Raw genomic sequence first — 25,793 nt, forward strand, 5'->3', positions numbered from 1 at the left:
GCAGGGCAGGTGCGCTAACGCTAGCGGACAAGCCATGACCAAGGTGAATTCAGAAGCTCCGGGCCCTGCGGTCGTGCTGCTTTCAGGCGGGCTCGACTCCATGGTTTCCGCTGCCCTTGCGCGCGAGCGCGGCCATGCTGTCCACGCCCTGACCATCGATTACGGCCAGCGCCACAGCCGCGAATTGCAATCGGCCAAGGCGATCGCGGAAATGCTGGGCGTGGAGCGCCACGTCGAATTACCCCTCGACCTCAGGAAATTCGGCGGATCGGCGCTGACCGCCGATATCGACGTGCCAAAGTCCGGGGTGGAAGAGGATGCCATTCCGGTTACGTATGTCCCGGCGCGCAATCTGGTTTTTCTCGCCCTGACGACGGCCTTTGCCGAGACTTCGGGGTCGCGTGATATCTTTATCGGCGTGAATGCGCTCGATTATTCCGGCTATCCGGACTGTCGCCCCGAATTTATCGAGAGCTTTGCGGAAACGGCCCGTCTCGGTACGAAACAGGGTGTGGAGGGCTCACCATTCACGATCCACGCGCCGCTGCAATACATGACCAAGGCCGACATTGCCCGCGAATGCGCGCGGCTCGGCCTCGATCCAGCCTGGAGCTGGTCTTGCTATGATCCGACCCCGGGAGGGCTGGCCTGCGGCGAATGCGATTCCTGTCGCCTGCGGCAAAAAGGGTTTGAAGAAGCCGGAGTTGTCGATACGACTGTCTACTCATAAGGGCCGCAAAGGCTCGGGAGAGTAGAACATTGAATCAGAACGCACGTCCGGAGACCGTCGAAAATCCCAGAGAAACTGCGGGGTTGGACAAGGTCCCGGCCTATAGTTGGTATGCGCTGAGCGTACTTGTCGTGGTCTATGTTCTCAATTTCGTCGACCGCAACATCATTTCCATCCTGGCGGAGGACATCAAGGCGGATTTAGGTTTGCGCGATGATCAGATCGGCTTCCTTTACGGTACGGCCTTCGGTGTTTTCTACGCCCTGTTCGGCATTCCCCTGGGCAAACTGGCGGATAGCTGGCACCGCATCCGGCTGATGACCGCGGGCCTTGCGATCTGGTCGGCTTTCACTGCCCTGTCTGGATTCGCGCGTAATTTCACCACGCTTAGCGTCGCGCGCATCGGTGTGGGCGTCGGCGAAGCCACGGCCAGCCCCAGCGCCTATTCGCTCATTTCCGACTGGTTTCCGAAAAAGATGCGCGCGACCGCGCTCGCGATCTATTCTTCGGGGCTTTATATCGGGGGCGGCATCTCGCTTCTCATCGGCGGCGCAATCGTCGAGAACTGGAATTCCAGCTTCCCCGACAACCCGCCGCTGGGCCTCGCCGGATGGCAGGCGGCCTTCATTATCGTCGGCCTTCCCGGACTTCTGCTCGCATTGCTGGTCTTTACCTTGAAGGAACCGGTTCGCGGCCAGAGCGACGGCATCATCACCCCTCCTTCACAAGAGCCTTTCCGCGGCTTCTTCCGCGAACTGATTGCGGTGATTCCGCCCTTCACGCTAATCGGCGCGGCCAGGGCGGGAGTTGGCGGCATCGCGCTCAATATCGCAGGGGCTGTGGTCATTGGCGCGCTTGCCTATGTGCTGACCCGGATAACCGGCAATGCGCAGCAATGGATTGCGGTGGGCATCGGCTATTATGCCATCTTCTCCTGGGCCTCGACGCTCAAGCGCCGCGATGAACCGGCCTTCACGCTGATCTGGGGGACGCCCGCTTTCCTGAGCACGATCCTTGCTTACGGCATGGTCGCCTTCATGTCCTACGCCGCCTCCTTCTGGGCGGCGCCCTATGCGATCCGCATACTGGAAGAGGCCCCCTCGACAGCGGGTTTCTGGATCGGCGGGCCGGGCGCTCTCGGCGGTTTCCTCGGCATCATTAGCGGCGGGTGGCTGGCAGACCGCCTGCGTCAGAAGCATGCAACGGGCCGCCTTTTGGTGGTGGGCATCGGGCTCGTGGGCGCGGCGCCCTTCCTCTACACCATGTTCACCACGACCGATCCGCTCGTGTTCTACGTGGTCGCTTTCCTGCAATCGCTGTTCGGCAGCTCGGCCCTCGGGGCTGCGGCCGCCACGTCTCAGGATCTGGTGTTGCCCCGCATGCGCGGCACGGCAACGGCGACCTTCTTCCTGTCGACAACGCTCGTGGGTCTGGCACTTGGGCCCTACATGGCGGGGCAGGTCTCCAGCATGACCGGCAGCCTTTCTACAGGTGGCCTGAGCCTGCTTATCGCCGTACCCATCGGCCTCGTCCTGCTCTTCATTGCCCACCGCACAGTGCCCGAGGCGGAGCGTACGCTGCTCGACCGGGCCCGCGCGGCAGGCGAAGAGATAGCTTCCTGATCAGCTCATCGTAAGAACGCCGCAGGCTACACGCGAGCCTGCGTCGCCTGCGGGATCGGTGCGGTAGTCGTCAGGACCGGCGTGGATGACGATCGCCGTGCCGTCGGCATCGAAGAGATAGTTGCGATAGGCGGCGGTATCCGGACCGATGTCGATCGTCGTGCTGGCGGTGCGCGACGTCCCAACTTCCAGATTGGGCATGTCCCCGACATGCTTGCCTTCGGGATTGAGCGAGCCATGCTCGCGGTTCAGCGGGTTGAGATGCCCGCCTGCACTTTTGAAATCGGGCCCTTCGCAGCGACCGGTGGTGTGGAGGTGAAAACCATGCGCTCCCGGCTCGAGCCCCGTGGCGACCATTGCAAGCGACAGGGTGCTGCCGTCCGAAACCAGCTGGGCGGTTCCCACTGGCACGCCATTTGCACGGGTCAGCTGGGCCTCAGCGAGCGGGCTGGCGGAGAAATTGTCCATGGTGGAGCATCCCGCCAAGGCCATTGCGGCTAGCGGAGCGGCGAGCATCATACGCATATGTTCTATCCTTTTGGTTGTGATCACGCCCAACCAACGAAAAAGGGGCCGGATTGCTCCGACCCCTTCTCGATGTTTCAACTCCGAAGAGTGAATTACATGCCCGAACCCGGACCGTAGGTAACTTCCACACGGCGGTTCTGGAGTTCGCGGACGCCGTCGGCGGTCGGAACGCGAAGCTGCGTTTCACCGAAGGCTTCGCTCGAGATGCGGCCACCGGGAACACCACGTGAGGTGAGGTAGTCGCGAACCGACGAGTTACGACGCTCGGCGAGGCCGATGTTGTACTGCGCCGAACCCGAGGTGTCGGTGTGGCCAGCGAGCATGACCGAAGCCATACCGCAGTTGGCGTAAGCCGAAACCGCGTTGTCGAGGATCGTTGCTGCTTCAGGCGTGATGTCCGACTTGTCCCAGTTGAAGAAGACAATGTACGGGCCCTGCTGGCAGACCGGAGCCGGCGGCGGCGGCGGCGGGGGAGGCGGCGGCGGCGGCGGCGGCGGCGGCGGCGGCGGCGGGATTACCGCAGCAGGTGCGCCGAAGTTGTAGCTCAGCGTACCCATCAGCGAGTGGGTGCGGAACTTGCCGTCACGTTCTGCGCCGGTGTTGTCGACGAGCGACACGTCTTCGGCAGTGAACATGCGATAGCGCAGGCCAACGTCGACATTGTCGGTCAGCGGAGCGCGAATGCCGGCAAGGATCTGCCAAGCGAAGTCGGTCGACGAATCGTCGATGAACGGGTCGGCTGCGCCCGGTACTGCGATTTGGCCTTCGAGGCTGGTGCGTGCAACACCGGCACCACCACCGACGTAGCCCTGGAGGCCGTCGTCGGGACCGAAGTCGAACATGCCGTTGAGCATGAATGCGAGCGAGTTGGTCGAACCGCTGGTCGGGAACGAACCCAGGCCTTCAACCTGAACTTCGTCGTGGTCAGCATCGCGGTAGCTGACTTCGGTTTCCAGACGGAAAGCGCCGAAATCGTAACCGACATAGCCGCCGCCATCGAAACCATATTCATAATCGATGTCGAGCGCAGGCGCCGTACCATCGTTGCTGTCCGACAGGGTCATGTCTTCGGCAAGCATCGGGCCGAATTCGCCACCGATGTACCAAGAATTATCCCTTGCGAGGGCTGGCGATGCAAGGGCCGTTGAGGCCATCGCCATTCCTATGACTAATTTCCGCATTAGTTATTTCCCCTTTTTGCGAATTGGAGCCACCGAGTGCCGCGTATTTAGAACTGCGTCACCACGCTGGCAAGCGGGCAATAGTCGGGAACTGTTGCAAGAATGCCGCAATTCCCAAAGTGTAAACAAGGATTTCCGGGCGGTAACCCCCTTCCGTGTCGGATGCGTAACGTCGCGGGTCATTGCTGGTTCCGGACAGTTCAAGAAAAAATGCCGGATTGTTTCAATCCAGCCGCCAGTTCCTCGATCGCCTGGCGGGCCTCCTGGTCGATTACCGCGCCGCCTTCAGGGAGAGCAGGCGCTTGCACATGTGCCCATGTCCCCTCGGAAAAGCGCAGCAGCGCCGCTCTCTCACGGTCGAAAGCCATCATTCCCGCCCGCGGTGCGATGAATGTCCACTGTTCGCCATCCCAATTGGCCAACGATCCGGCACGGCCGGAAAAAACGCCGTCCGCACCGCTGCCGACGAGAAATGTTTCGCCTGCCACGGGATCGGCGGGTTCCTGCGACCGCTCGCCGGTCACTTCCGGATGAAGCAGCATGTCGATCCGGGCCATGGCTTCGTTGAACGTGAATTCCTTCTGGGCCTGGCCCGGAAGCATGGCTGTGCTGGGGGCCGCGCAGGGCCTCGGGCTCGCCGGCGGAATAGAGCCAGGCCGTGGCCCCGTTCTCCCATGTCAGGCGGCGCAGGCTGGGTTCGTAATGCGGGGGCAGCGCGCCGGGCGCGGCGGCCAGCACGCCGCTGTCGCCTTCCACCATCACGCTGCGGACCTCGGCCAGCGTCGCCCCGACCAGCGCGATGCGCGCGGCGGGATCGCTGCGCGCCACATCGCGCACCCATTCGGCGCCCGCGCGCGTCTTGCCGAAGCCGCGGCCCGCGCAGATCAGCCAGATGCGCCAGGGCTGGTCCGCGTGGCGCTGCGGCGGCAATTGCTCGTCGCGCGCCCAGCCTTCCCAGTAATAGCTGCCCAGCGCGGCGAGTTCGTGCGGGGTGAGCATGTCGCCCAGAATGGCGCGGTCCCGCTCGCCCTCACGCCCGCCGCGCCGCAGCCACACGCCCCTCGACGGGATGGGAGAAGGAATGGGGGAGGGCGGCGCATCTGGAGCGCCCACGCCCCCGTCCATGCCCTCAGCCCCGGGCACGTTTCGCCGCCCGTTTGCGCGAGGCGCGGATGGCCTCCTCATTCGCCTGACCGCGCAGGCGCAGCTGGTCGATCTTGCGGTTGATCGAGGCGATGGTCGCCGCCTCGTCGGCCAGCGCGCGGCGGCCTTTCTCGCGCGCCACGCTCTCGCGGTGGGCGGCCAGGCTGCGCAGCGCGGCGGCGGTGTCGAACTTGCGCACCGGCGCGCTCTGGCTCTCGCTGCCCGGAACGTCCCCACCGGTTTCCCCGCCCGCGCGCAGATGCGCCAGCAGCTCCATCTCCAGATTGTCGTAACCCTCGGCCAGCGCGGCATACCACTGGCGCGCGAAATCGGCATCGGTGCGGCGCAGGTGATAGACCGTCCGCACCGCCAGCCCCGCCGCCGCCGCCGCCGCGCGCACGTTGGAGCTTTCGGCCAGCGCCTCCAGGAACAGCGCGACCTTGCGCGGCCCCGTGCGCCGCGCGCCGCCCCAGCAGGCCGCGCCCACCACGGGCCGGCCGCGCGCATCGTCCCAGTCGAAGGCGAACTCGGCATCGCGCCGCCGCCAGTCATAGGCGGTGGAGAGGGCCACCCCCGCCATGCCCGCCGCGCGCCGCACCCCGTGCCCCGCCCGCAGCGCGGCCAGGAACGGCTCCATCCACACGGGCCACGCTGCCGCCGCCCCGGCCCCGATCTCCTCCGGCCTGCTCATCATCGTCCTCCATCTGCTCGAAAACGCAAAACGGGCGGCAGCCTTTTGAGAAGGCCCCGCCCGTTCGAATCACACCATCGCGATGTTCCTGTTATGTGCCAGAACAGCGTGACGATGTCAAGCACAAAGAACCAAATGGGTTATAATCGGTTGGGTCGTCCTCGGCAGCGAGGTATTCGTCCCCAATACACCCACTTCTTTCGACTTGTATCCCAAGCGGCCTGTGTCAGTGTTCGTCCTTGTCCCGGCGACAGCAACCGAGAACTCGAATGATGAAGTCTGTTTTCAACATGATAGCCGTCCTTGGCGCATGTGGCTTGATGGCTTGCGGCGAAGTCCGGCTGGAAACCCCGGCGTTCTTCGAGAAGAAGACCGGCCTTCCGCTATGCTCGAGCGCCCGGATTGAGAACCAGACCGTGGGCGAATACGATTTCGAGACTGATTTCACTTACTCGGTGAACATCACCATGGATCAACGCTGCGAAGATCAGTTGATCGCGGAAATAAGCAGCAGGCTTGGGATCTCCTGCGCCAGCCTCGATTACTGCAATTTCCTGGACGAGCAAAATTGGTCCTACACGATCGGGCGTGTCCGAGACAATCAGATCAATTTCACGCTTAGAGCGATATAAGATCTTCATTTCCGAGTGAACACACCCGCTTGCCCGGCCCCGCATCAGCCCCTAAACGCCTCGCCATGCTGATGAAACCGCTTCGCGGGCTTTACGAATGGACCATGGACAAGGCCTCGCACCCCTATGCGGTGTGGTGGCTGGCGTTCTTCTGCTTCGTCGAATCCTCTTTCTTCCCGATCCCGCCGCATCCGCTGCTGGGCCTCATGTGCCTGGCCGAGCCGAAGAAGGCGGTGAAGTTCGCACTCGTCGCCACGCTGGCCTCGGTCGCGGGCGCGCTGCTGGGCTATGCGATCGGCTGGGGACTGTACGATACGGTGGGCGTGTGGCTGATAGACGCGCTCGGCCTGACCGAGGCCTTCCCCGTCGCCGCCTGCCATTTGCGCGAATATGATTTCGAGGCGATCCTGATCGCGGGCGCCACGCCGGTGCCGTTCAAGCTGCTGACGATCACGGCGGGCTTCGTGGGCATGAACCTCGTCACCTTCGTGCTGTCGAGCCTGTTCGCCCGCGCGCTCATCTTCATGACGGTGGGCATATTGTTCCGCGTCTTCGGCGCGCCGATCAAGCGCGTGATCGACAAGTACCTCGGCACGGTGACGACGGTCTTCGTGGTGCTGGTGGTGGGCGGCGTGCTGGTGCTGACCCAGCTGGGCGGCAGCAGCGACGAGGACGGCGGCGTCTGCGCGGGCGCGACCGAGGTCAATCCGGCGGCCTGAAGAGGGCGGCCAGCCAAAGGGCCAGCCGCCAATCCTCACTTCATCCGGCATAACCGGTGGAGCGGGTCACATCCTCCCACGCGGCGATTTCCTCGCGCACGGCGTCCAGCTTCTGCTCCACCAACGCCAGCGCATCCTCGCCCAGCAGCAGGCGCGCGGGCGGATTGTCGCTCGCCACCAGTTCGAGCAGCGCGGCGGCGGCCTTGGCGGGATCGTTGGGCTGATTGCCGCTCTTTTCCTTGCGGGCGGCGCGCAGCGGATCCATCACCGCATCATAGTCGCCGATGGTGCGCGGGGTGCGCTGCATCGAGCGGCCCGCCCAGTCGGTGCGGAACTGGCCCGGCGCCAGCGCGGTGACATGGATGCCGAGCGCCGCCACCTCCTTGCCCAGCGCCTCCGAAATCCCTTCCAGCGCGAACTTGCTGCCGCAATAGAAGCTGATTCCCGGCATGGTGATGAAACCGCCCATGGAGGTCACATTGACCACATGCCCGCTGCGCCGCGCGCGCATGGAAGGCAGCACCGCCTGGATCAGCGCCACCGGGCCATAGACATTGGCGGCGAACTGGCGCTCCAGCTCCTCAAGCGAGGATTCCTCCAGCACGCCCTCGTGCCCATAGCCCGCATTGTTCACCAGCACGTCGATCGGGCCGAGCGCGGCTTCGGCTGCAGCCACGGCGGCGGGGATCGCCGCGTAATCGGTCACGTCCAGCGTCACGGGGAAGGCGCGCTCCCCGTCCAGCGCGGCGAATTGCGCGCCGTCCTCTGCCCGCCGCACCGTGCCCGCCACGCGGTGCCCGGCGGCCAGCGCGGCCTCGGCAAAGGCGCGGCCGAGGCCCGAACTGACGCCGGTGATGAAAAATGTCTTGGTTTGCGGGGTGGTCATGCGAAACTCCGTCCTGTGCTTTTAGATATATCATGATATAAATAAACAATGGCAGAGAAAGACACAAGTTCCACCCGCACCCCGACGCGCGCCCCGGCCCCCACCCCGGATCGCGCTGATGCGATGCGCGCGAAAATCCTCGACGGGGCGGAGCGGCTGCTGCGCACCGGCAAAGCGGATTTCTCCATGCGCGATCTGGCGGCGGAGGCGGGGGTGAGCTTTGCGACGCCCTTCAACCGCTTCGGCAGCAAGCTGGCCATCATGCGCGCCCTGTCGGCGCGGCGGATCGACGCGATGATCGCCCGCTATGGGACAGAAGCGCCCGCCGGTGATGTGCCGCCTGATCTGCCGACCCGCGTGGCGCTGGCGATCGACATCGCGGTGGACACCATGCTGGCCCAGCCGCAGGTCAACCGCGCGGTGATGGGCGCGATCGGTTCACCGCCCGCGGGGCAGGATGAGCCGGCAGTCCGTGTGCTCGATCATTCCACGATGCTCTGGGAAAAGGCGGTGGGGGCAGATGCGTCTCCCGCCGATCCCGACCTGCCCCAGCGATTGGCCTTCGCCTTCCGCGGCGTCCTGTCCTTCTGGACCGCAGGCGAGCTGCCCGACGAAACCCTGCGCCCCGCCGCCCACGCCATGGCGGGTGCGCTGATGCCGGAGGGATAGGGCGCGTCGTGATGTGTCCCCTCTTAAACCATATTTCAAAATTCGGCACTTAGGATAAAGCCGATCTGGGCAATCCTTTGGGGGGATCGAATTCATGAAAAATTTATGGGCGGGGCTTGGCCTCGCGTCGCTGGCGCTGGTGCTGGCTGTGCCGGCGCAGGCCGGGGTGAGCGAGGATTTCGCCGGCTGCGACGGGCTGCGCAAGCCCAAGCGCAGCGATGACGGCATGCGGGGGGAGGCGACGATCGCCTCCTGGGGCGGCTGGCCGGGCCAGAATCCAGGCGCTCAGCCGATCACGGTGGTCAATGCCTGCAACCGCGCGCTGGACAGCGGCAAGCTGCTGGACGAACAGACCTTGCGCCGGGCGCATGTCCTGCGCGCCCGCGGGGCGGCGCAGCTGCAGCTGGGCGAATATGCCAAGGCGCTGGCGGATTTCGAGGCCGCGCGTGCGGCGGGCCGCGAATATGACGGCGACTTCTTCTACGAACGCTCGATGGGGGTCTCGCTCGACCTGCTGCGCGCCATTGCGCTCAATGATCTGGGGCGGCGCGAGGAAGCGCTGGCGCTGTCCGATGCGGCGCTGGCCAAGCGGCCCTATGCGCTCGCCGTGCAGCGGGTGGCCACTTTCCTGCGCGCGGGCAATGGCGACGCGCCGACAGACCCGGCGCTGTGGCAGACGCTGGCGCAGATCGACCCGGCGACCCGCTCGCTGACGAGCCAGCTGGCGGGCACTCTCGACGATTTCCGCATGCTGGCGGCGACCTCGGGCGAGCCGGTGGTGGAGATGCCGCCGCCGCCGACGCTCGAGGAGATGATGCGGGGCGGCGGCGCCGAAGCCTTTGCGGGCAAATGGCTCGCCGCGACCGGCAAGGTGATGCGGACCGCCTATGCCCATGCCGCCACCGGCGATGCGGAGACGGCGCGGCGCTGGGTCGAAGCCGCGCGCGCGGCGCTGTCTACGGAGGCAAAGGGCGATGAGGCCAAGCCCGGCGGGCTCGACACGCTGGTGCGCAAGCTGTCCATGGTCGGAGCGTTCGACCCCTATGCCGACATGGTCGAGGCGCGCATTGCGGTGAACGAGGGACGCTTTGCCGATGCCGCCGCCGCGCTGGAGGGCAAGAACTTCAAGCACTCGCCCATCACCGACGATCTGTGGGATGCCTATGCCGCCGCCACGGCGGATAGCGACGCGCCCGCTCTGCCCGCGCTGGGCGATGCGCCGGAACGCACATCGCCCAAGCTGGCGGCGCTGGCGCCGGACCTGCTGATGCGGCCCGAATCGGAACGCAAGCTGATCGATTACAAGAAGTCGCGCCCCAATGTGCTCGCCGCGCTGGCGGGCGCTGCGGTGACGATGGGGGTCGGCCTGCTCAATGGCATCCCGCGCACCTCGGGCTTCGAGCAGACCGAATTGCCGGATGGCACGGTGAAGGTCGAATATACCGGCAACACCACCTCGGGCGCGATGGTGCAGGAAATGACCCTGCTGCGCGCCGCCGAAATCGCGCAGGAAGCGGGCAAGACCCATTTCCACATCGCCGGGCGGGAGGATTACCAGCGCTATCTGACCCAGTCGCAATATGGCGTCGAACGCTCCCGCACGCTGACCGGATACAAGACCGTGATGACGATCGCGCTGCTGGATGATGGCGGGGCCAATTCCGCGCAGGCAGTGGATGCGCTGGCGGTGATCGATGCGCTGGGTCCGATCTATTACGGCGAATAGCGCGGGAATCCGGCGTTCCGGGCCCGCGCCCACCGATCAAGCGGGTGTTCGGGCGCCAATCCGGAACAATAAGGGGAGGGCGCCGATGGGTCGGCACCCTCCCTTTTGCGTAATGGAAGGCTCAGCCTTCGAAAGTGGTTTCCAGCGTGATCTCGCAGTCGAGCAGGCGCGAGATGGGGCAGTTTTCCTTGGCGTCGGCGGCGATTTCCTCGAACTTCGCCTTGTCGATGCCGTCAATCTTGCCCTTGCAGTGCAGCGCCGATTTGGTGACCGTGAAGCCGCCATCCTGCTTCTCCAGGCTGACCTTGGCATCGGTCGTCAGATTGCCGTCGGAATAGCCGGCTTCCGCCAGTTTGAAGCTCAGCGCCATGGTGAAACAGCTGGCGTGGGCGGCCGCGATCAACTCTTCGGGATTGGTGCCCGGCGCATCCTCGAAGCGGGTGTTGAAGCCATAGGGCTGGGCCGAAAGCGCGCCCGATCCGGTGCTGACATGGCCCTTGCCGTCCTTGCCGAGACCTTCGTAGGTTGCGCTGCCATTGTTCGTGATTGCCATGATGAAATCTCCTTTTCCCTTAGGAGAAGACCAGGGCGGGCCAATCGTTCCGCGCGGCCTAGATCCCGAAGGCTTTCAGCGCGGCATCCATCATGCCTTCCAGCCCCGCGCGAACTCCCTTGCGGCGGCCGGCATGGGGCGCTTCCTCCAGCACCAGCACGCCGCTGCCGCCTTCCACGCGGTCGCGCAATAGCGGTTCGCGGCCGAGCAGATAGGGCACGAAAGTCTCGTTGCGGGCGACCGAATAGCTGAGATCGGCGGAAAAGCCCGCCAGCTGGTCCTGCCCGAAGCGGCGGCCGCTATCGACCGGCTCGACCCGGACGCCGCGCCCGCCCTTGACCACCAGCCGCGCCGGGCCGTGGAAGACGAGAAAGCGCAATTGCTGCGTCAGCCAGGCGTTGAGATTGAAGATGCGCCAGCTGCTCTCGATGCGGAGCGGGCGGGCTTGCGGCTGCACCACGGCGGCCAGCGCGCGGGGTTGCAACACCATCGCCGCGCCTGCCGGAAGGTCGATGGCGGTGACTTCGGCGAAGGGATCCTCGTCGGCGGAAATGACGGTGGTCGTCTCCGGCCCCCGCACCCTGGTGAGGAAGGTCATCCCGCTGGCAAGGCTGGTGAGCGGGCTCTTCCAGTCGAGCATTCCTCTGGTCCGCAGTTCCGCGCCCGCTGGGCTGGACTGGAGGAAACCCTGCCGCACCAGCAGCTCTTCGCCGGGGGTCAGCGTGATGGCGACCGAAGCGCGCGATTGCTCTGCCGCCGCCACCCGATTGCCGGAGCCTGCACCAATCTCCGCACCGGGCACCGCAATGCGGATCGCGCGGCGCCGTTCGGCAAAGGGGGCGACGACATAGTAAAGAAAAGCGCGGATCAGATAGGGGGTGAGCAAGATGCCCAGCAGCGCCCATGCGGCTGCCACCAGCACATCGCGCAAGGTGGTATCGGCCATGCCCTCGGTCGTGTCGCCGAGCGCCGCGGTGGTCCAGTCCTGCGCCGCGGCATAGGCCCGCTGCGCCTCTGCCAGCCGCTCGCGCGCGGAAATGCCGGCCTCGCGCCGGGCCTCGCGCGTCCGGGCGGCCTCGCAGCGCGTGTCGCGCCGGTCCTCGAGCTGCTGCCGCTCGCGCAGGAAGATGTCGCGCGCCTGCTGCTCGACCTGGTTGAGCCGCTCGAATTCGGCGAGCCGGCCCTCGGCTTCGCGGCACAGGCGATAGGATACGGTAACGGCGTTATCGGTGGGAATGCGGCGATAGCGGTCGAACTGCCGGTCGGCGGCCTCCACCGCGATCTCCGACAGCTTCGCCTCGCGTGCCGAGGTCAGCGCGGCAAGCTCGGCATCGAGCGCGGCGATCTGCAGGCGGGTCCGCTGCGCCGCGAGCAAGCGCGACGGGCGCACAGTGTCGAGCAGCCCGCCGCCCTCTTCGAGCTCGCGCTGCAAATCCGCCCGCTGCTCCCGGGCCGCGGCAATCCGCGTATCCAGCTGCTCCTTGCCGAGCTCGCGAATACCCGCCTCGCGCTGGCGCAGATCGGCTTCCAGCCGCGATCTTTCCTGCGCGATGGTGTCTCGGATATCCGCGACCGACATGGTGTCCTGCCGCAGGCTCTCGCTCGAAAATTCGGACGCGAGCCGCGGCCAGACGAGGATGTAGAAGGCAAAGGCGAGGCACAGCGCGAGGTAGAGCACCCCGGTGCGCCCCAGCCAGCCGAGCAGGGCCTTCATGTCGCCATGCCCGCTGTCATCCGCCTGCCGTCATCGCGTGCCGATCAGATGATCCCGATTTCCTTGCCCGCCGTCTCGAAGATGTCGAGGATCTTGCCGACTTCTTCCTCGCTATGCTCGGCGCAGAGCGAACAGCGCAGCAGGGTCATATTGGCAGGCGTTGCCGGCGGACGGGCGAGGTTCACGTAAAGGCCGCCCTTGATCAGCGCTTCCCACATGGCCGCGCCCTTTTCGAGGTCGGGCATGATCACCGCAATGATCGCGCTCTGCGGTTCCTCGGTCCCCAGCTTGAAGCCGAGATCGCGCAGGCCCTTGTGCAGGGTGCGCGAATTTTCCCACAGATGCGCGCGCTTGTTCGATCCGTGCATCAGCTTGCGGATCGAGGTCGCGGCGGTTGCCACCACCGATGGCGGCAGGCTGGCGGTGAAGACATAGGGGCGGCAGACGAGCCGCATGATTTCGAACTTGGGATGGTTCGAGACGCAGAAACCGCCCACGGTGCCCACGCTCTTGGAGAAGGTGCCGATGATGAAATCGACATCGTCGATCACGCCTGCATCTTCCACCACGCCGCGGCCGTTATCGCCGATGAAGCCCATCGAATGGGCTTCGTCGACCAGCACCATGGCGCCGTATTTCTTGGCGACGGCGACCATTTCCTTCAGCGGTGCGACATCGCCGAGCATCGAATAGACACCTTCGAGGATGACCAGCTTACCCGCGCCTTCGGGAACGCGCTTGAGACGCTTTTCCATCGCTTCGATGTCATTGTGCTTGAACGGCACCACTTCGGCCTGGCCCATCGCGCAGCCGTCCCAGATGCTGGCATGGCTGTCGATATCGAGGATGATGTAATCGCCCTTGCCGGCGATGGTGGAGATGATGCCCAGATTGGCCTGGTAGCCGGTCGAGAACACCATGGCATGGTCCATGCCGTAGAATTCGCGCAGCGCGTCTTCGCACTCCTTGTGGCCCTGATAGGTGCCGTTGAGCACTCGAGAGCCGGTCGTGCCCGATCCGAAGTCGGCCAGCGCCTGCTTGCCCGCCTCGATCACGTCGGGATCGAAGGTCATGCCCATGTAATTATAGGTGCCGAGCAGGATCGTCTCGCGCCCGTTGCACACCGCCCGGGTCGGCGAGAGGACCTTTTCCATCACTAGGTTGAAGGGATCTTCCTGCCCGCTGGCGAGCAGGTTTTCGCGCAAGTTGATGATGTCGTCGAACTTGGAGAACAGGTCCTTGCCGTCCCCCTCTAGCGTCTGCGGCTGGTCGGCCTGGATGATGCCTTCGCTCATGCGGCGGCCTGCAGCTTGTGAACCGCATCGACGAGCTGGCCATAGGTCTCGATCTCGGCCTGCTGGTTCATCGAGATGATGATGTCGAATTCATCCTCGATCTCGGCAACGAAATCCATCACCGTCAGGCTGTCGAATTCGAGATCGTTCTGGAAGGTGGTGTCTTCCTTGATCTCGATGCCCTTCTTGTTGAAGGGTTCTGCGAGTTCGCGGATTTTCGCGTCTACCTCGGCACGGTCCATGGCTTGGTCCAGTTCTTTCAAAATGCGGGTGCGACCTGCAGTATTGCAGGCCCTAACGAATGGGGCGGCAAAGCGGTTTCCGGCCCCGCTTGTCAAGCTTGGCGGCGCTGTGCTCAGTCATCCAGCAGCTGGCGGACGGAGTTCATGAAGGGCCCGATGGACACCGGCTTGGCCAGATAATCCTGCGCGCCCGCTTCGCGGATGCGGTCTTCATCGCCCTTTCCGGCATAGGCGGTGACGGCCAGAACCGGCACATGTTTCAAGGCCTTGTCGGATTTGAGCTGGGCGATCAGCTCCACCCCGTTGATATTGGGCAGCTGGATATCCATGATAATCAGAGCCGGTTCGGATTTCTTTGCCGTGCCCACGACATTGCTGCCATCGGCAACCGGCACGACCTCGTAACCGTTCGCCTTCAGAACGTCACAAAACAGCTTACGATTGAGGTCGTTGTCCTCGACAACGAGGATTCTCTTTGCCACTTGCCCTGTCACTCCTGCCACTAGGGGTGACCCCCTATAGAGATGCGGAAGGACTGACAATTACGAGCGGGTACAAATCGGCGGGTAGAGACGATCGCGCGCCCGAAGTGCTGGCGCTCGAAGCGCTCGGCTGGGCGCTGACCGACGAAAAGCGGGCCGAACGGCTGCTCTCTCTCACCGGCCTCACGCCGGAGCGGCTGCGCCACGGGCTGGAAGATCGCGGCGTGCAGGCGGCGGTGCTGGAATTCCTCGCCAATCACGAACCGGACCTTATTCTGGCCGCAGACGCTTTGAACACGACGCCCGAAACTCTGGTCGCCGCTGCAAGGGAACTGAACACATGAACCGCCCGCTGATCATCTCCGACTGCGACGAGGTGCTGCTCTACATGGTGTCGCCCTTCCGGACCTGGCTTGCCGAGACACAAGGCGTGGATTTCCACATGGGCAGCAACGATTTTTCGCAGGCGCTGCGCTGGCAGGACAGCGGCGCGGTGCTCGAACAGGAAGAGATCTGGCGCAAGCTGGGAATGTTCTTCGATACCGAAATGCACCGGCAGGAACCCATTCCCGGCGCGATCGACGGGCTCAATTCGCTGTCGGACCAGGCCGATGTGGTGATCCTCACCAATCTGGTCGACAAGCGCCAGCAGATGCGCACCGAACAGCTGGCCGGGCATGGCCTCGATGCGCGGGTCTTCACCAACCAGGGCCCCAAGGGCCCGGCGCTGCAGGCCATTCTCGACGAATATCAGCCGTCGAAAGCTATCTTCATCGACGATCTGCCGCAGCATCACCGCTCCGCGCGCGAGACTGTCGCCCAGATCACCACGCTCCACCTGTGCGGCGAACCCGAACTCGCTCCGCATATCGACTGCGCCCATACTGCGGGCCACGCCGATGCGCGGATCGACACCTGGGACAAGGCGCTGCCCTGGCTGGAAGAACAATTGCAGAAGGAAAACGCATGACTATCGAGGCCAAACTGGAAGAACTGGGCATCACGCTGCCCGAAGCAGCGGCACCGGTTGCCAGCTATCAGCCGCTCGTCGTGTCCGGCTCCACCGCCTATGTCTCGGGCCAGCTACCCTTCGTCGACGGGACGCTCGTGACCGGCAAGCTGGGGCAGGACGTCACACTGGAACGCGGTCAGCAGGCCGCGCGCGCCTGCGGGCTGATGATCCTGGCGCAGCTCAAGGCGGCGGGTCTGCTCGAACGCGTGGAAAAGGTGGTCAAGCTGGGCGGGTTCGTCTCCAGCGTGCCCGGTTTCACCGACCAGCCCAAGGTCGTGAACGGCACCAGCGATCTGATGTTCGAAGTCTTCGGCGACGCGGGCCGCCATGCGCGCAGCGCGGTCGGCGTGCCGGTCCTGCCGCTCGATGCGGCGGTCGAAGTCGACGCGATCATTGCGCTCAAGGACTGATCTTGCGCCACTTGCGGCACGGCTGGCAGCGGTGAGCGGGCGTGCTCTCGCTGCTTGACCGGCTTGTCGTCCGGCCGCCCGATCCCGCGCGGGTCGGGTGGCTGCGCGACTGGACCTATGCCCACCGCGGGCTGCATTCGGCCGGCGTGCCGGAAAATTCGCTCGCAGGCTTTGCCCTGGCGGTCGAGCGCGGGCTGGGCGTGGAATGCGATATCCAGCGCAGCCGCGATGGCCAGGCGATGCTGGTGCACGACTGGGAACTCGACCGGCTCACCGGCGTCAGAGGGCCGCTGTCTGCGCATAGCGCGGAAGAACTGGCTCAGATTGCCTTCCTCGACAGCGAACACAAGCTGGCGCGGCTGGACGATCTGCTGGCGCTGGTGCAAGGCAAGGTGCCCATCCTGATCGAGGTGAAATCGCGGCGCGGCTACGATGTGAAACGCAGCTGCCGCGCTGTCGCCCGGACGCTGGAGCAATATGCCGGTCCGCACGCCGTAATGAGCTTCGATCCGCGCGTCTGCATCTGGTTCGCGAAGCATTCGCCGCAGACCGTGCGCGGCCTCGTCATGCGCGAGGATGAGGTGGGTATGACCCAGAAGGCCTGGCAGCGGCATCTCGCGCTCTGGCTCGCGCGGCCCGAATTCATCGCCTATCATGTCGTGGCCTTGCCCAATCCCATGGTCGCCTCGCTCCGCGCCCGCGGAATGCCCGTCCTCACCTGGACCGTTGATTCGCCCGAACGGCGCGAACAGGGCGCGGCGCATGCCGATGCGCTCATCGCCGAAGGGGAAGGGCTGGCATGAGCGGGGAAGGTCTTGCCGCGCGCATGTCCGGTTCGGTCGGGACTTTCGACGCGGCGGCGTGGAATGCGCTGGCCGGGGACAATCCTTTCATGCGCCACGAATTCCTGACCGCGCTGGAAGATTCGGGAAGCGTGGGGCCGGGTACCGGCTGGCAGCCCGTGCCGCTGGTGATCTCGGCGGACGACGGGCCGCCGCTCGCCGCCATGCCCGCTTATGCCAAGGGTCACAGCCAGGGCGAATATGTCTTCGACCACGCCTGGGCCGATGCCTATGAAAGAGCGGGTGGCAATTATTATCCCAAGCTCCAGATCGCGGCGCCCTTCACGCCCGCCACGGGGCCGCGCCTGCTCCTGTCCGATCCGGCGCTGGCCGCACCGCTCCTCTCGGCGGCGCAGCAGGTCTGCCTGCAGAACGGCTTTTCGTCCGCCCATGCCACTTTCATCGAGCCCGATCAGGTGCCATTGTTCGAAGAGGCCGAATGGCTGCTGCGCACCGACATCCAGTTCCACTGGGTCAACCAGGGTTTCGGCAGCTTCGACGATTTCCTCGCCACGCTGACCTCGCGCAAGCGCAAGGATCTGCGCAAGGAACGCGCCGCGGCGCAGGAAGGGCTGGAGATCGTGCGGCTCACGGGCGGCGGGATCAAGCCCAAACACTGGGATGCCTTCTGGCATTTCTATCAGGACACAGGCGCGCGCAAATGGGGCCAGCCCTATCTGACCCGCGCCGCGTTCGACCTGATGGGCGAGCGCATGGGCGATGCCATCGTGCTGGTGCTGGCGCTCGATGATGGCGAACCGATTGCCGGTGCGCTCAATTTCATCGGCGGCGATGCGCTATACGGGCGCTATTGGGGCTGCACCCGGCAGGTGCGCTTCCTTCATTTCGAGCTCTGCTATTACCAGGCGATCGATGTCGCGATCGAGCTAGGCCTCGCGCGTGTCGAGGCCGGGGCCCAGGGCGGGCACAAGCTCGCCCGCGGCTACGAGCCCGTCGAAACCGTCTCCGCCCACTGGATTGCCGATCCCGGCTTCCGCGCGGCGGTGGCGGAGTTCCTCGAGCGCGAGCGCGAAGGCGTGGCCGCCGACCGCAATTATCTCGAGCGTCGAACGCCCTTCAAGCGGCAGGCCTAGATCACGCAACTTTGCGCTGATCCGCATCCAGCCAGCTGCGCGCACGGCGCTGGGCTTCGTGAATTTCGCGTGCCGTCATTTCGTCGGCCACGTCGGCGCGCGCCCAGGCGGCTTCCGTGTGATACATCGATGCGGCGATGTTGAACCATTTGTGCGCTTCGATCATGTCGACGATGCAGCCGTGGCTGCCCGTGGAGAGCGCGACGCCAAGATCGTATAGCGCGTCCACACTGCCCTGCTCGTAATTGGTCAGATATTCCGCAATCGTGACCATGCCCCGGTCACTCTGTTCGATGCGGCCTGCGCCTCCGTCGATTGCCTTGAAAACCATATCCCGAACTCCCCGTTTCGAACGCCAGCTCGGCTGCCAGCAAGGCCCAGACTGCGATCTCTTGGTCAACATATGGTTAACTTCGGTGCAATAGGCGTTAACCGCGCTTGCGAACGGGTCGCAACTTTCGGGTAAATCGCCCGAAAGCCGCTTGCGGGCCTACCGCCCCGCTTCTATAGGCCGCGCTTTCGGAGGGCTTCAGGGACCGGAAAAATCCGGCCCAGCAGGATGGCGGCTCGCCGAACACTCGAGAGTTGGGAAGAAGGTACCACGCTCAATGGCCTCATCGGCATCGAATGTTTCGGAAAAACTTGCCCAGGCAAAAGCTGCCGTCGATCCCGATTACGTCCCGTCGGACGACGAAGAATATATGGGCGACACGCAGCTGGATTATTTCCGCGTGCTGCTGCTCGACTGGAAGAAGTCGATCCACGACGCGGCAGGGCAGACACTGCAATCGCTCCAGGACGGACCCATCCGCGATTCCGACCTCAACGATCGCGCCTCGTCGGAAACCGACTGGGGGATCGAACTGCGCACGCGTGACCGCCAGCGCAAGCTGATCGCTAAGATCGATGCGGCGCTACGCCGGATCGATCAGGGCGAATATGGCTGGTGCGAAGTGACGGGCGATCCGATCGGCCTGCGCCGTCTTATTGCACGGCCGGTTGCCACCATGACCGTCGAAGCGCAGGAAGCGCACGAGCGCCGCGAAAAGGTTTCGCGCGACGAGTGAGGCGTCCCGCCTCGCGCTGACGAACCTGTTCACTGGCGGATCGTAACTCCGGCGGATCCTTGCGCTTTCGGGCCGTCTGACCGGGCAGGGCAGCGTGGGACCCGACGGTCGTTAACGAACAAGGTTAACCGCAGTTTATCTTTTAAGCCGATCCCTGTAATGCCCTTTCAGCCAATGGATAACGCCCACTGCTCGCTGGAGGCCAGAATGATGCCTGACACCGACTTGCGAAACGAAAAACGCGACAGCGTGCTGATGATGGCGCAGCTGACGGTCGAAGGTGCTGGCGCGAGCGAGAGGGTCAAGATCCGCAATCTGTCCAATTCGGGGATCCAGGTCGAAGGCCCGGTCCTGGCCGGCGAGGGGCAGCGCGCCGTTGTTTCCATCCGGCAGATCGGCGATGTCGGCGGCACGGTGACCTGGACCAGAAGCGCGCGAATCGGCATTCGTTTTGACGAGCCGATCAAGGCCGACGCCGCGCGCACCAGCCTTGTCGGCGACATGCCCGAAGCGCCCCGCTATGCCCGCGCCGCGATCACGCCGCGCGAAAGCTACGGAAAGCCGCGCAGCGTCTAAGCCGTTAATCTTGCGTGTGCCTGCCGCGCTGCTAGGTCACACGCATGCTTCGCCATTCTGCCCTGTTGTTGTCCGCCGCGCTCGTGGCTTCCTGCGGCGGGGCGGCTGATGATGGCCTGGTCAGGGTCGCCCATATGGGAGATGCAGCGTCGCTTTATGCGGTAGGTCCGGAACTGGCCCCCGGCGCGCAATTGCTTCACGGCGCGCAGCAGCAGGGCCTCGTCAGATTCAACGCCGCTGGCGAGATTGTCCCCGGGCTGGCCGAACGCTGGATCGTCACTGATGACGGCCGCAGCTATATTTTCCGCATCACCGAATTCGATCTGCCCGACGGCACCCGTCTGACCGCGCGCGCCGTGGCCGAAGGGCTGGAGGAAAGCATCGAACGGGTGAAGGGCACCAGCCTCGGCCTCGACCTGGCGAAGATTTCGGAAGTGCGCGTGATGACGGGCCGGGTCATCGAAATCCGCCTGCGCAGCCCCATGCCGGGGTTCCTCCATCTCATCGCCCAGCCAGAACTGGGCGTGGCGCTGGACGAGGGCAATGCCGGACCGATGCTGGCCGAACGCGAAGGCGATGCCACTGTCCTGGTGCCGATCCCGCCGGAGTTCCGCGGCCAGTCCCCGCGCAGGAACTGGTTCGAGATCGTCGACCGGGTTCAGCTGGCGCCCTATGCGCCGCGCGCTGCCGCGCGGGCATTCGAGCAAGGCCAGGTCGACCTGCTGCTTGGCGGCCGTCTCGAAACCCTCCCGCTCGCCATTACCGGGGCGCTGTCGCGCGGCACCGTTCGGCTCGATTCGGCGATCGGCCTGTTCGGGCTGGACGTGCTGCGCCCCGAAGGCTTTCTCGCCACCCCCGCCAATCGCGAGGCGCTGGCGCTGGCGATCGATCGCCCCTCGCTGGTGGCGCAGTTCAACCTCTCGGGCTGGACCGGGTCGAACCGCATCGTGGCCGCCGACATGCCGGGCGACGACGGGAGCGTGGCCGAGCGCTGGACCACCCTCTCGCTCGACCAGCGCCGTAGCGAAGCCGCCTTGCGCGTGCGCCAGTGGCAGGTCCAGAACGGCGCCGCAGCGGCGGTATCGGTCTATCTGCCGCAGGGGCCGGGATCGGATTTCCTGTTCGCCGCCCTAGCCGAAGATCTGGCCTCGGTGGGCGTGACCTTGCAGCGCGCCGAGCAGCGCGATGGCGCGGACCTCGCCCTGCGCGACAGCACGGCGCGGTTTGCCGGGGCGCGCTGGTTCCTCAACCAGTTCAACTGCGCATTTTCCGCCCCGGTCTGTTCGCCCGACACCGATTATCTGGTCGAACTCTCGCTCGATGCCGCCGATCCGGCGGAAGAAGCCTCCTACCTTGCCGAGGCCGAACAGACGCTGACGGCGACCAATCTGTACATCCCGCTGGGCACGCCGATCCGCTGGTCGCAGGCGCGCGCCGGGGTGGAAGGTTTCTCCGAAAACGGCTGGGCGGCGCATCCCTTGTTCCCGCTGTCCAAAGCCCCCATCTAGAGCGTATGGACGACAGACGCCTCACGCCGATCGAGCCGCAGCCCCGACAGGACGAAACCTTCGGACCGCAGGGCGGGGCAGCCCCTCTCCGTTTCGATTTTCCGGGCGGCCGCGATCCGCAATCGATCCGCCGCCGGGTCGAAGCGATGGAAATCATTCTCGAACGTTCGATGACGCTGCCGGGCACCAATTACCGCATCGGCCTCGACACGGTGATCGGCCTCGTCCCCGTTCTCGGCGATCTGATCACCGCGGCCATGGGCAGCTATATCGTCTGGGAAGCGCGCAATCTCGGCCTGCCGAAATGGAAGCTGTGGCACATGATGGGGCGCATCGGTTTCGATACCGCCGTGGGCGCGGTTCCGCTGGTGGGGGACGCGTTCGACCTCGTCTACCGGTCGAACACCAGGAATTTGAAGACCATCCTCAAGCATCTCGACAAGCACCATCCCCAAACGAAGGTCATCGACCAGTAGTTTGCTTGTCGGTTCGCGCGCGCTAGGGCAGCGCACATGGCTTCCGATATCACCTATTCGAGCTATCTCGATCTCGACCGCATCCTGTCGGCCCAGCATCCGTCATCCGATGCGCATGACGAGATGCTGTTCATCATCGTCCACCAGGCCAGCGAGCTGTGGCTCAAGCTGTGCCTCCACGAACTCACCGAAGCGCGCGAATGCATCCGCGAGGATCGCCTGCGCCCGTCGTTCAAGATGCTGGCGCGCGTGGCGCGGGCGCAGGGGCAGCTGATCCAGAGCTGGGACGTACTCAGCACCATGACTCCGCATGACTATTCGACCATCCGCCCCTTCCTCGGCGGGTCGAGCGGGTTCCAGAGCGCGCAGTACCGGATGATGGAATTCCTGCTGGGCGGGCGCAATCCCGACATGATCACCATGCACAAGGCGACGCCTGAAGTGGCCGCGGGGCTGCGCGAGGAACTGACCCGCAAGAGCATCTATGCCGAAGCCATCGCGCTGCTCGCCCGCCGCGGGCTGGACATTCCCGCCGAGGTGCTGGAGCGCGATCACGGCAGCGCGTGGGAGCATGTGCCCGCTGTAGAGGCGGCCTGGGCGCAGATCTACCGCGATCCCAAGGAATATTGGGACCTTTACGAACTCGCCGAAAAACTGGTCGATCTGGAATACCATTTCCAGCGCTGGCGCTTCGGCCATCTGAAAACGGTCGAACGCATCATCGGCTTCAAGAAGGGCACCGGCGGCACCCCCGGCGTGCCCTATCTGGCGGGCGTGCTGAAGGCCGCCTTCTTTCCCGAACTGCTCAGCGTGAGGACGGCCCTATGAGTTCCTGGAAGAGCAAGCGCCGCATCTGGGACATCAGCCAGGTCCTGCGCCCCGAACTGCCGGTCTGGCCCGGCGATACCCACTTCGCTTTCGAGCGGACCTGGCGGATGGACGAAGGTTCGCCCGTCAATGTTGGCCGCATGACCATGAGCACGCATTCGGGCACGCATGCCGATGCGCCGCTGCATTATGCCGCAGACGGGATGGATGCCGCCAGCATGGAGCTCGACCCTTATATCGGCACCTGCCTGGTGGTGGATGCGCGCGGCGTGAACGGAGAAGTCGACGTGGCCGACCTGCCGCATATCGACAGCGTCGACCGCGTGCTGTTCCGCACCTGGGACGCCTTCCCGCATGACGAATGGCGCAGCGACTGGCTGCCGATTGCGGACGAAACGATCGAATGGCTGGCGCTTCAGGGCGTCAAGCTGATCGGCACCGACGCGCCCAGCGTCGATCCGCAGGAGAGCAAGACCATGGCCGCCCATAAAGCCGTGCTGAAACACGACATGCGCATCCTCGAAGGGCTGGTGCTCGATGATGTGCCCGAAGGCCGCTACGAGCTGATTGCCCTGCCGCTGAAAGTGGGCGGCGGGGATGCCGGGCTGTGCCGCGCCATCCTGCGGGAGCTGGGCAATGACTGAGCCGCTTGGCGCACGCGCGCGCATCCTCGACGCCGGTGATCCGCTGGCCCGGTATCGCGACCGTTTCGATGTGCCCGACGGGGTGATCTATCTCGATGGCAATTCGCTCGGCTGTCTGCCCCGGGCTACGCCCGCGCGACTGGAAGAGGTGGTGCGGGAGGAATGGGGGCGCGATCTCATCCGCAGCTGGAACAGCGCGGGCTGGATCGACATGCCCAAGCGCGTGGGCGCGAAAATCGCCCCGCTGATCGGGGCGCAGCCCCATGAAGTGATCGCGACCGACAGCGTTTCGGTAAACCTGTTCAAGCTGATTTCCGCCGCGCTCGCCATGCAGGCCCAAAAACATGGGGCGCGCCGCAAGGTCGTGCTGAGCGAGCCGGGCAATTTCCCGACCGATATCTACATGATCGAAGGGCTGGAAAAGCAGGGGCTGGCCGAACGGCGGCTGGCCGATCGCAATGTCATGATGGATGCGCTCGGAGATGACGTCGCCCTGCTGCTGCTGACCCATGCGCATTACAAGACCGGCGAACTATTCGACATGCCCGCGCTCACCAAAGCCGCGCATGACGCGGGCGCGCTGGTCCTGTGGGATCTGTCGCATTCGGGCGGTGCGCTGCCGGTCGATCTGAATGGCGCTCATGCCGATTTCGCCGTCGGCTGCGGGTATAAATATCTCAATGGCGGCCCCGGTGCGCCTTCCTATGCCTTCATCGCCGAACGGCACGTGGAAGCGACGCAGCAACCGCTCAGCGGGTGGATGGGTCATGCCGCGCCCTTCGCCTTCAGCGACGATTACCGTCCCGCACCGGGGGTGGAGCGGCTGATGTGCGGCACGCCCGGCATTCTGGGCCTGGCCGCGCTGGAAGTGGGCGTCGAAATCATCGCCGAAATCGGGGTCGAGCTGCTCTATGCCAAGTCACAGCAACTGTCGGAATTCTTCCGCCAGTGCCTGGCTGAAAGCGGGCTCGAACTCGAACTCGTCAGCCCGGCGGACCCGGGGCAGCGCGGCAGCCAGCTCTCCTTCCGCCACGAAGAAGCCCATGCCATCTGCCAGGCGCTGATCGCACGCGGGGTGATCGGCGATTTCCGCGATCCCGATATCCTGCGCTTCGGCTTCGCACCCGCCTATTTGCGGTTTACCGACATGGCCGAGGCGGTGCGCCACCTGACCGAAGTGATCGAAACCGACGAATGGCAGCGCGAGGAATTCCGCGAGCGCGCGGCGGTTACTTGAGGCCCGCTATGGGGTGGGGAGTGGAAAGTCTGCTTCTGGCAAACTCAGGTTCCAACTGGCTCTGTCTGCCTGTCGCACTTGCTTGCTCAGCTAAAGCGGTGTTCAGCATTGCACCCAGCTCAAACGGGCGCCTTGGATACTCCCGACGCCAACTCGGTCCCGTCTGCTCCAACATCTCTGCTTCAACAGCGCCGAGCACGTAGAAGGCACTGCGCCTCCACATGCTTATTCCGTCACGATCTATGGCGCGCAGACTAGTCGCGAGGCCGAGTCTTGTTTCTTGCGCAATTGCGGCGAAGTCTGAATCGGCAGTCCCCGCAGCGGCAGCGAGCATCATTTCGGACCATCGAGCCACGCCTTCCTGACCAGTCTGAAACTCGAAATAAGTCCAGTTCTTTGCTCCGACCTTCCTCTTCGCCCTCTCCCGGGCAGCAAGATAATCCGCAATCGCAGCTAGTTTCTGCTGTTCAGATGACGCTTCAAGAAACTGCAGGGCGCTGCCCGTCATGTCAGCATAAATTGTCCGTACCTGTGGATCGGCATAGGGGAATGGATAATCAAGCATCCAGCGGGCGTCGGGTTCGTTGCCGTCCTCGAAGTTTAGCCGGACTTTGTTGGTCGCATTGACATACGCTGGCAACATGGACTGATATTGATGAAAAGCTTCATGAAGCACGATCACCACCCATTCGGCCGGCGTCGTTTCCAGCGTGGATGCAGTCCCCATCATAATGACTTGATGTTCGCCGAGATCGGTTGCCGCTGATAGATCAATCGGCAATTCGCGTGGCCGAAACTGCATATTACACTTGGTAACGGCGTCGAATCCCGCAGAAGAGCGTTTCCTGCTCCTCATCTATTAACAAGATGGGTAGAGGTACTTGCGAGAAACCATCCCACACCCGGTCGCCATGTTCGCGGACAATCGATTGCGCTTCAGCGATCATCTCGCGGTCCGATCGCGTCGGAATGACCATGAGAGCCGCTGTGGTGGCGGCGGCGAAAATGCTTATCATTGGTTTGTTCGCTCCAGGACAGAGTGAGATGCCGGATTAGTTCATCGCCTTTATGCCGAGGATCAGGTTTGTGACCTCTTCCGGACCCAAATTTCAATTCCGGAATAGCCGCAATGGGGTCGTTAGCAGACATTACCCCCTAGCCTCATTCTTCCAGCTCGATGCCCCCCCAAAGCCAGTCCCGCCAGATCGCGTACGAAAAGGCCCGGAAGTGCGGCTTGCGCTCCCCGGGCCTCTCACATTCACGCGGGGGCAGGGCCGCCCCCCTAA

Annotated in this window: 31 protein-coding genes and 2 pseudogenes; 18 read left to right on the forward strand and 15 right to left on the reverse strand. The window is 64.4% G+C overall.

What is annotated here, in order from left to right; all coding sequences use genetic code 11:
• The first annotated feature begins 34 nt into the window (after nt 1–34).
• Nucleotides 35–730, forward strand: coding sequence for a 7-cyano-7-deazaguanine synthase QueC (queC, locus tag ACI2I1_RS13115; RefSeq protein WP_404679452.1), 696 nt, complete (start codon nt 35–37; stop codon nt 728–730).
• A gap of 29 nt (nt 731–759) precedes the next feature.
• Nucleotides 760–2,352, forward strand: a complete 1,593-nt coding sequence (locus ACI2I1_RS13120) for an MFS transporter (RefSeq protein ID WP_404679453.1) — start codon at nt 760–762, stop codon at nt 2,350–2,352.
• On the opposite strand, the gene ACI2I1_RS13125 is transcribed toward ACI2I1_RS13120, so the two are convergent.
• The 6 genes and pseudogenes from ACI2I1_RS13125 to ACI2I1_RS13150 all read right to left on the reverse strand — a co-directional run bounded on the left by ACI2I1_RS13125 (nt 2,353) and on the right by ACI2I1_RS13150 (nt 5,898).
• Nucleotides 2,353–2,877, reverse strand: a complete 525-nt coding sequence (locus tag ACI2I1_RS13125; RefSeq protein WP_404679454.1) for a superoxide dismutase family protein — start codon at nt 2,875–2,877, stop codon at nt 2,353–2,355.
• Nucleotides 2,878–2,972: 95 nt separating this feature from the next.
• The gene (locus ACI2I1_RS13130) at nt 2,973–4,061 is read right to left on the reverse strand and encodes an OmpA family protein (protein WP_404679455.1); all 1,089 of its coding nucleotides are present in this window, start codon (nt 4,059–4,061) and stop codon (nt 2,973–2,975) included.
• Between the two features lie 200 nt (nt 4,062–4,261).
• Nucleotides 4,262–4,432 carry a hypothetical protein gene (locus ACI2I1_RS13135; RefSeq protein WP_404679670.1) on the reverse strand — a complete coding sequence of 57 codons (171 nt, stop codon included), beginning with the start codon at nt 4,430–4,432 and terminating at the stop codon, nt 4,262–4,264.
• Nucleotides 4,433–4,435: 3 nt separating this feature from the next.
• Nucleotides 4,436–4,663: pseudogene (locus tag ACI2I1_RS13140) on the reverse strand (DUF2793 domain-containing protein); the annotation flags it as partial.
• A pseudogene (locus ACI2I1_RS13145) lies at nt 4,659–5,060 on the reverse strand (terminase large subunit domain-containing protein); the annotation flags it as partial. The pseudogenes ACI2I1_RS13145 and ACI2I1_RS13140, both read right to left, overlap by 5 nt.
• Nucleotides 5,061–5,190: 130 nt before the next feature.
• Entirely contained in the window at nt 5,191–5,898 is a 708-nt protein-coding gene (locus ACI2I1_RS13150) for a hypothetical protein (RefSeq protein WP_404679456.1), read from the reverse strand.
• 266 nt (nt 5,899–6,164) lie between these two features.
• Here ACI2I1_RS13150 and ACI2I1_RS13155 point away from each other — a divergent pair, with 266 nt between their 5' ends.
• Nucleotides 6,165–6,527, forward strand: a complete 363-nt coding sequence (locus ACI2I1_RS13155) for a hypothetical protein (RefSeq protein WP_404679457.1) — start codon at nt 6,165–6,167, stop codon at nt 6,525–6,527.
• 65 nt (nt 6,528–6,592) lie between these two features.
• Nucleotides 6,593–7,246, forward strand: a complete 654-nt coding sequence (locus ACI2I1_RS13160) for a YqaA family protein (RefSeq protein ID WP_224812924.1) — start codon at nt 6,593–6,595, stop codon at nt 7,244–7,246.
• A 40-nt stretch (nt 7,247–7,286) separates the two neighbouring features.
• On the opposite strand, the gene ACI2I1_RS13165 is transcribed toward ACI2I1_RS13160, so the two are convergent.
• Complete coding sequence (locus ACI2I1_RS13165) at nt 7,287–8,132, reverse strand: oxidoreductase (protein WP_404679458.1); 846 nt, start codon at nt 8,130–8,132, stop codon at nt 7,287–7,289.
• Nucleotides 8,133–8,180: 48 nt separating this feature from the next.
• Here ACI2I1_RS13165 and ACI2I1_RS13170 point away from each other — a divergent pair, with 48 nt between their 5' ends.
• Nucleotides 8,181–8,801, forward strand: coding sequence for a TetR/AcrR family transcriptional regulator (locus ACI2I1_RS13170; protein ID WP_404679459.1), 621 nt, complete (start codon nt 8,181–8,183; stop codon nt 8,799–8,801).
• A 94-nt stretch (nt 8,802–8,895) separates the two neighbouring features.
• Nucleotides 8,896–10,527, forward strand: coding sequence for a hypothetical protein (locus ACI2I1_RS13175; RefSeq protein ID WP_404679460.1), 1,632 nt, complete (start codon nt 8,896–8,898; stop codon nt 10,525–10,527).
• A 121-nt stretch (nt 10,528–10,648) separates the two neighbouring features.
• Here the strand turns inward: ACI2I1_RS13175 and ACI2I1_RS13180 are convergent, their stop codons facing one another.
• From ACI2I1_RS13180 to ACI2I1_RS13200, 5 genes are all read right to left on the reverse strand, one after another.
• On the reverse strand, nt 10,649–11,080 hold the full coding sequence (locus ACI2I1_RS13180; RefSeq protein ID WP_404679461.1) for an OsmC family protein: 432 nt from the start codon (nt 11,078–11,080) through the stop codon (nt 10,649–10,651).
• A 58-nt stretch (nt 11,081–11,138) separates the two neighbouring features.
• A complete protein-coding gene (locus tag ACI2I1_RS13185) occupies nt 11,139–12,794 on the reverse strand; it encodes a hypothetical protein (protein WP_404679462.1) in 1,656 nt (551 codons plus the stop codon).
• Nucleotides 12,795–12,838: 44 nt separating this feature from the next.
• Nucleotides 12,839–14,089: a serine palmitoyltransferase gene (gene spt, locus ACI2I1_RS13190; RefSeq protein ID WP_404679463.1), complete on the reverse strand. Its 1,251-nt coding sequence runs from the start codon at nt 14,087–14,089 to the stop codon at nt 12,839–12,841.
• Nucleotides 14,086–14,331, reverse strand: a complete 246-nt coding sequence (locus ACI2I1_RS13195) for an acyl carrier protein (RefSeq protein ID WP_221544132.1) — start codon at nt 14,329–14,331, stop codon at nt 14,086–14,088. Before ACI2I1_RS13195 ends, spt begins: the two co-directional genes overlap by 4 nt.
• Nucleotides 14,332–14,444: 113 nt before the next feature.
• The gene (locus tag ACI2I1_RS13200; protein WP_224812932.1) at nt 14,445–14,813 is read right to left on the reverse strand and encodes a response regulator; all 369 of its coding nucleotides are present in this window, start codon (nt 14,811–14,813) and stop codon (nt 14,445–14,447) included.
• 53 nt (nt 14,814–14,866) lie between these two features.
• Here ACI2I1_RS13200 and ACI2I1_RS13205 point away from each other — a divergent pair, with 53 nt between their 5' ends.
• From ACI2I1_RS13205 to ACI2I1_RS13225, 5 genes are read left to right on the forward strand one after another with little or no spacing between them, the layout of a single operon-like run.
• Nucleotides 14,867–15,157 carry a DUF3572 family protein gene (locus ACI2I1_RS13205; protein WP_404679664.1) on the forward strand — a complete coding sequence of 97 codons (291 nt, stop codon included), beginning with the start codon at nt 14,867–14,869 and terminating at the stop codon, nt 15,155–15,157.
• Nucleotides 15,154–15,783: an HAD family hydrolase gene (locus tag ACI2I1_RS13210; protein WP_404679464.1), complete on the forward strand. Its 630-nt coding sequence runs from the start codon at nt 15,154–15,156 to the stop codon at nt 15,781–15,783. The genes ACI2I1_RS13205 and ACI2I1_RS13210 overlap by 4 nt, the downstream gene beginning before the upstream one ends.
• Nucleotides 15,780–16,235 carry a RidA family protein gene (locus tag ACI2I1_RS13215; RefSeq protein WP_221543632.1) on the forward strand — a complete coding sequence of 152 codons (456 nt, stop codon included), beginning with the start codon at nt 15,780–15,782 and terminating at the stop codon, nt 16,233–16,235. Before ACI2I1_RS13210 ends, ACI2I1_RS13215 begins: the two co-directional genes overlap by 4 nt.
• A 41-nt stretch (nt 16,236–16,276) precedes the next feature.
• Nucleotides 16,277–17,038, forward strand: a complete 762-nt coding sequence (locus tag ACI2I1_RS13220; RefSeq protein WP_404679465.1) for a glycerophosphodiester phosphodiesterase family protein — start codon at nt 16,277–16,279, stop codon at nt 17,036–17,038.
• A complete protein-coding gene (locus tag ACI2I1_RS13225; RefSeq protein WP_404679466.1) occupies nt 17,035–18,171 on the forward strand; it encodes a GNAT family N-acetyltransferase in 1,137 nt (378 codons plus the stop codon). The genes ACI2I1_RS13220 and ACI2I1_RS13225 overlap by 4 nt, the downstream gene beginning before the upstream one ends.
• A 1-nt stretch (nt 18,172) precedes the next feature.
• On the opposite strand, the gene ACI2I1_RS13230 is transcribed toward ACI2I1_RS13225, so the two are convergent.
• A complete protein-coding gene (locus ACI2I1_RS13230) occupies nt 18,173–18,502 on the reverse strand; it encodes a hypothetical protein (RefSeq protein ID WP_404679467.1) in 330 nt (109 codons plus the stop codon).
• A 277-nt stretch (nt 18,503–18,779) separates the two neighbouring features.
• Here ACI2I1_RS13230 and dksA point away from each other — a divergent pair, with 277 nt between their 5' ends.
• The 7 genes from dksA to kynU all read left to right on the forward strand — a co-directional run bounded on the left by dksA (nt 18,780) and on the right by kynU (nt 24,507).
• Complete coding sequence (gene dksA, locus ACI2I1_RS13235; protein ID WP_221543628.1) at nt 18,780–19,238, forward strand: RNA polymerase-binding protein DksA; 459 nt, start codon at nt 18,780–18,782, stop codon at nt 19,236–19,238.
• A 207-nt stretch (nt 19,239–19,445) separates the two neighbouring features.
• Nucleotides 19,446–19,814 carry a PilZ domain-containing protein gene (locus ACI2I1_RS13240; protein WP_221543627.1) on the forward strand — a complete coding sequence of 123 codons (369 nt, stop codon included), beginning with the start codon at nt 19,446–19,448 and terminating at the stop codon, nt 19,812–19,814.
• A 44-nt stretch (nt 19,815–19,858) separates the two neighbouring features.
• Nucleotides 19,859–21,322 carry an ABC transporter substrate-binding protein gene (locus ACI2I1_RS13245; protein ID WP_404679468.1) on the forward strand — a complete coding sequence of 488 codons (1,464 nt, stop codon included), beginning with the start codon at nt 19,859–19,861 and terminating at the stop codon, nt 21,320–21,322.
• A 5-nt stretch (nt 21,323–21,327) separates the two neighbouring features.
• Nucleotides 21,328–21,798 carry a DUF4112 domain-containing protein gene (locus tag ACI2I1_RS13250; RefSeq protein WP_404679469.1) on the forward strand — a complete coding sequence of 157 codons (471 nt, stop codon included), beginning with the start codon at nt 21,328–21,330 and terminating at the stop codon, nt 21,796–21,798.
• Nucleotides 21,799–21,834: 36 nt separating this feature from the next.
• Nucleotides 21,835–22,626 (forward strand): tryptophan 2,3-dioxygenase, encoded by a 792-nt coding sequence (locus ACI2I1_RS13255; RefSeq protein ID WP_404679470.1) that lies wholly within the window; start codon nt 21,835–21,837, stop codon nt 22,624–22,626.
• Nucleotides 22,623–23,270, forward strand: a complete 648-nt coding sequence (kynB, locus tag ACI2I1_RS13260; RefSeq protein WP_404679471.1) for an arylformamidase — start codon at nt 22,623–22,625, stop codon at nt 23,268–23,270. Before ACI2I1_RS13255 ends, kynB begins: the two co-directional genes overlap by 4 nt.
• Entirely contained in the window at nt 23,263–24,507 is a 1,245-nt protein-coding gene (gene kynU, locus ACI2I1_RS13265; protein WP_404679472.1) for a kynureninase, read from the forward strand. Before kynB ends, kynU begins: the two co-directional genes overlap by 8 nt.
• On the opposite strand, the gene ACI2I1_RS13270 is transcribed toward kynU, so the two are convergent.
• Both ACI2I1_RS13270 and ACI2I1_RS13275 read right to left on the reverse strand, forming a co-directional pair.
• Entirely contained in the window at nt 24,500–25,309 is an 810-nt protein-coding gene (locus tag ACI2I1_RS13270) for a hypothetical protein (RefSeq protein WP_404679473.1), read from the reverse strand. The genes kynU and ACI2I1_RS13270 overlap by 8 nt on opposite strands.
• A gap of 1 nt (nt 25,310) precedes the next feature.
• Nucleotides 25,311–25,523 carry a hypothetical protein gene (locus tag ACI2I1_RS13275; protein WP_404679474.1) on the reverse strand — a complete coding sequence of 71 codons (213 nt, stop codon included), beginning with the start codon at nt 25,521–25,523 and terminating at the stop codon, nt 25,311–25,313.
• Between the last annotated feature and the right edge of the window lie 270 nt (nt 25,524–25,793).

The sequence above is a fragment of the Qipengyuania sp. NPDC077563 genome (assembly GCF_044901345.1).
In the GTDB taxonomy this organism is placed as follows: Bacteria; Pseudomonadota; Alphaproteobacteria; order Sphingomonadales; family Sphingomonadaceae; genus Qipengyuania; species Qipengyuania aestuarii.

What these genes read in the sequence shown, in the direction of transcription:
- ACI2I1_RS13225 (WP_404679466.1), top strand. Translation starts at nt 17,035, where the DNA reads ATGAGCGGGGAAGGTCTTGCCGCGCGCATGTCCGGTTCGGTCGGGACT.
- ACI2I1_RS13155 (WP_404679457.1), top strand. Translation starts at nt 6,165, where the DNA reads ATGATGAAGTCTGTTTTCAACATGATAGCCGTCCTTGGCGCATGTGGC.
- ACI2I1_RS13270 (WP_404679473.1), bottom strand. Translation starts at nt 25,309, where the DNA reads ATGCAGTTTCGGCCACGCGAATTGCCGATTGATCTATCAGCGGCAACC.
- ACI2I1_RS13240 (WP_221543627.1), top strand. Translation starts at nt 19,446, where the DNA reads ATGATGCCTGACACCGACTTGCGAAACGAAAAACGCGACAGCGTGCTG.
- kynU (WP_404679472.1), top strand. Translation starts at nt 23,263, where the DNA reads ATGACTGAGCCGCTTGGCGCACGCGCGCGCATCCTCGACGCCGGTGAT.
- queC (WP_404679452.1), top strand. Translation starts at nt 35, where the DNA reads ATGACCAAGGTGAATTCAGAAGCTCCGGGCCCTGCGGTCGTGCTGCTT.
- dksA (WP_221543628.1), top strand. Translation starts at nt 18,780, where the DNA reads ATGGCCTCATCGGCATCGAATGTTTCGGAAAAACTTGCCCAGGCAAAA.
- ACI2I1_RS13170 (WP_404679459.1), top strand. Translation starts at nt 8,181, where the DNA reads ATGGCAGAGAAAGACACAAGTTCCACCCGCACCCCGACGCGCGCCCCG.
- kynB (WP_404679471.1), top strand. Translation starts at nt 22,623, where the DNA reads ATGAGTTCCTGGAAGAGCAAGCGCCGCATCTGGGACATCAGCCAGGTC.
- ACI2I1_RS13195 (WP_221544132.1), bottom strand. Translation starts at nt 14,331, where the DNA reads ATGGACCGTGCCGAGGTAGACGCGAAAATCCGCGAACTCGCAGAACCC.
- ACI2I1_RS13175 (WP_404679460.1), top strand. Translation starts at nt 8,896, where the DNA reads ATGAAAAATTTATGGGCGGGGCTTGGCCTCGCGTCGCTGGCGCTGGTG.
- ACI2I1_RS13215 (WP_221543632.1), top strand. Translation starts at nt 15,780, where the DNA reads ATGACTATCGAGGCCAAACTGGAAGAACTGGGCATCACGCTGCCCGAA.
- ACI2I1_RS13275 (WP_404679474.1), bottom strand. Translation starts at nt 25,523, where the DNA reads ATGATAAGCATTTTCGCCGCCGCCACCACAGCGGCTCTCATGGTCATT.
- ACI2I1_RS13185 (WP_404679462.1), bottom strand. Translation starts at nt 12,794, where the DNA reads ATGAAGGCCCTGCTCGGCTGGCTGGGGCGCACCGGGGTGCTCTACCTC.
- ACI2I1_RS13135 (WP_404679670.1), bottom strand. Translation starts at nt 4,432, where the DNA reads ATGATGGCTTTCGACCGTGAGAGAGCGGCGCTGCTGCGCTTTTCCGAG.
- ACI2I1_RS13210 (WP_404679464.1), top strand. Translation starts at nt 15,154, where the DNA reads ATGAACCGCCCGCTGATCATCTCCGACTGCGACGAGGTGCTGCTCTAC.
- ACI2I1_RS13255 (WP_404679470.1), top strand. Translation starts at nt 21,835, where the DNA reads ATGGCTTCCGATATCACCTATTCGAGCTATCTCGATCTCGACCGCATC.
- spt (WP_404679463.1), bottom strand. Translation starts at nt 14,089, where the DNA reads ATGAGCGAAGGCATCATCCAGGCCGACCAGCCGCAGACGCTAGAGGGG.
- ACI2I1_RS13230 (WP_404679467.1), bottom strand. Translation starts at nt 18,502, where the DNA reads ATGGTTTTCAAGGCAATCGACGGAGGCGCAGGCCGCATCGAACAGAGT.
- ACI2I1_RS13150 (WP_404679456.1), bottom strand. Translation starts at nt 5,898, where the DNA reads ATGATGAGCAGGCCGGAGGAGATCGGGGCCGGGGCGGCGGCAGCGTGG.
- ACI2I1_RS13130 (WP_404679455.1), bottom strand. Translation starts at nt 4,061, where the DNA reads ATGCGGAAATTAGTCATAGGAATGGCGATGGCCTCAACGGCCCTTGCA.
- ACI2I1_RS13245 (WP_404679468.1), top strand. Translation starts at nt 19,859, where the DNA reads ATGCTTCGCCATTCTGCCCTGTTGTTGTCCGCCGCGCTCGTGGCTTCC.
- ACI2I1_RS13165 (WP_404679458.1), bottom strand. Translation starts at nt 8,132, where the DNA reads ATGACCACCCCGCAAACCAAGACATTTTTCATCACCGGCGTCAGTTCG.
- ACI2I1_RS13180 (WP_404679461.1), bottom strand. Translation starts at nt 11,080, where the DNA reads ATGGCAATCACGAACAATGGCAGCGCAACCTACGAAGGTCTCGGCAAG.
- ACI2I1_RS13125 (WP_404679454.1), bottom strand. Translation starts at nt 2,877, where the DNA reads ATGCGTATGATGCTCGCCGCTCCGCTAGCCGCAATGGCCTTGGCGGGA.
- ACI2I1_RS13250 (WP_404679469.1), top strand. Translation starts at nt 21,328, where the DNA reads ATGGACGACAGACGCCTCACGCCGATCGAGCCGCAGCCCCGACAGGAC.
- ACI2I1_RS13160 (WP_224812924.1), top strand. Translation starts at nt 6,593, where the DNA reads ATGCTGATGAAACCGCTTCGCGGGCTTTACGAATGGACCATGGACAAG.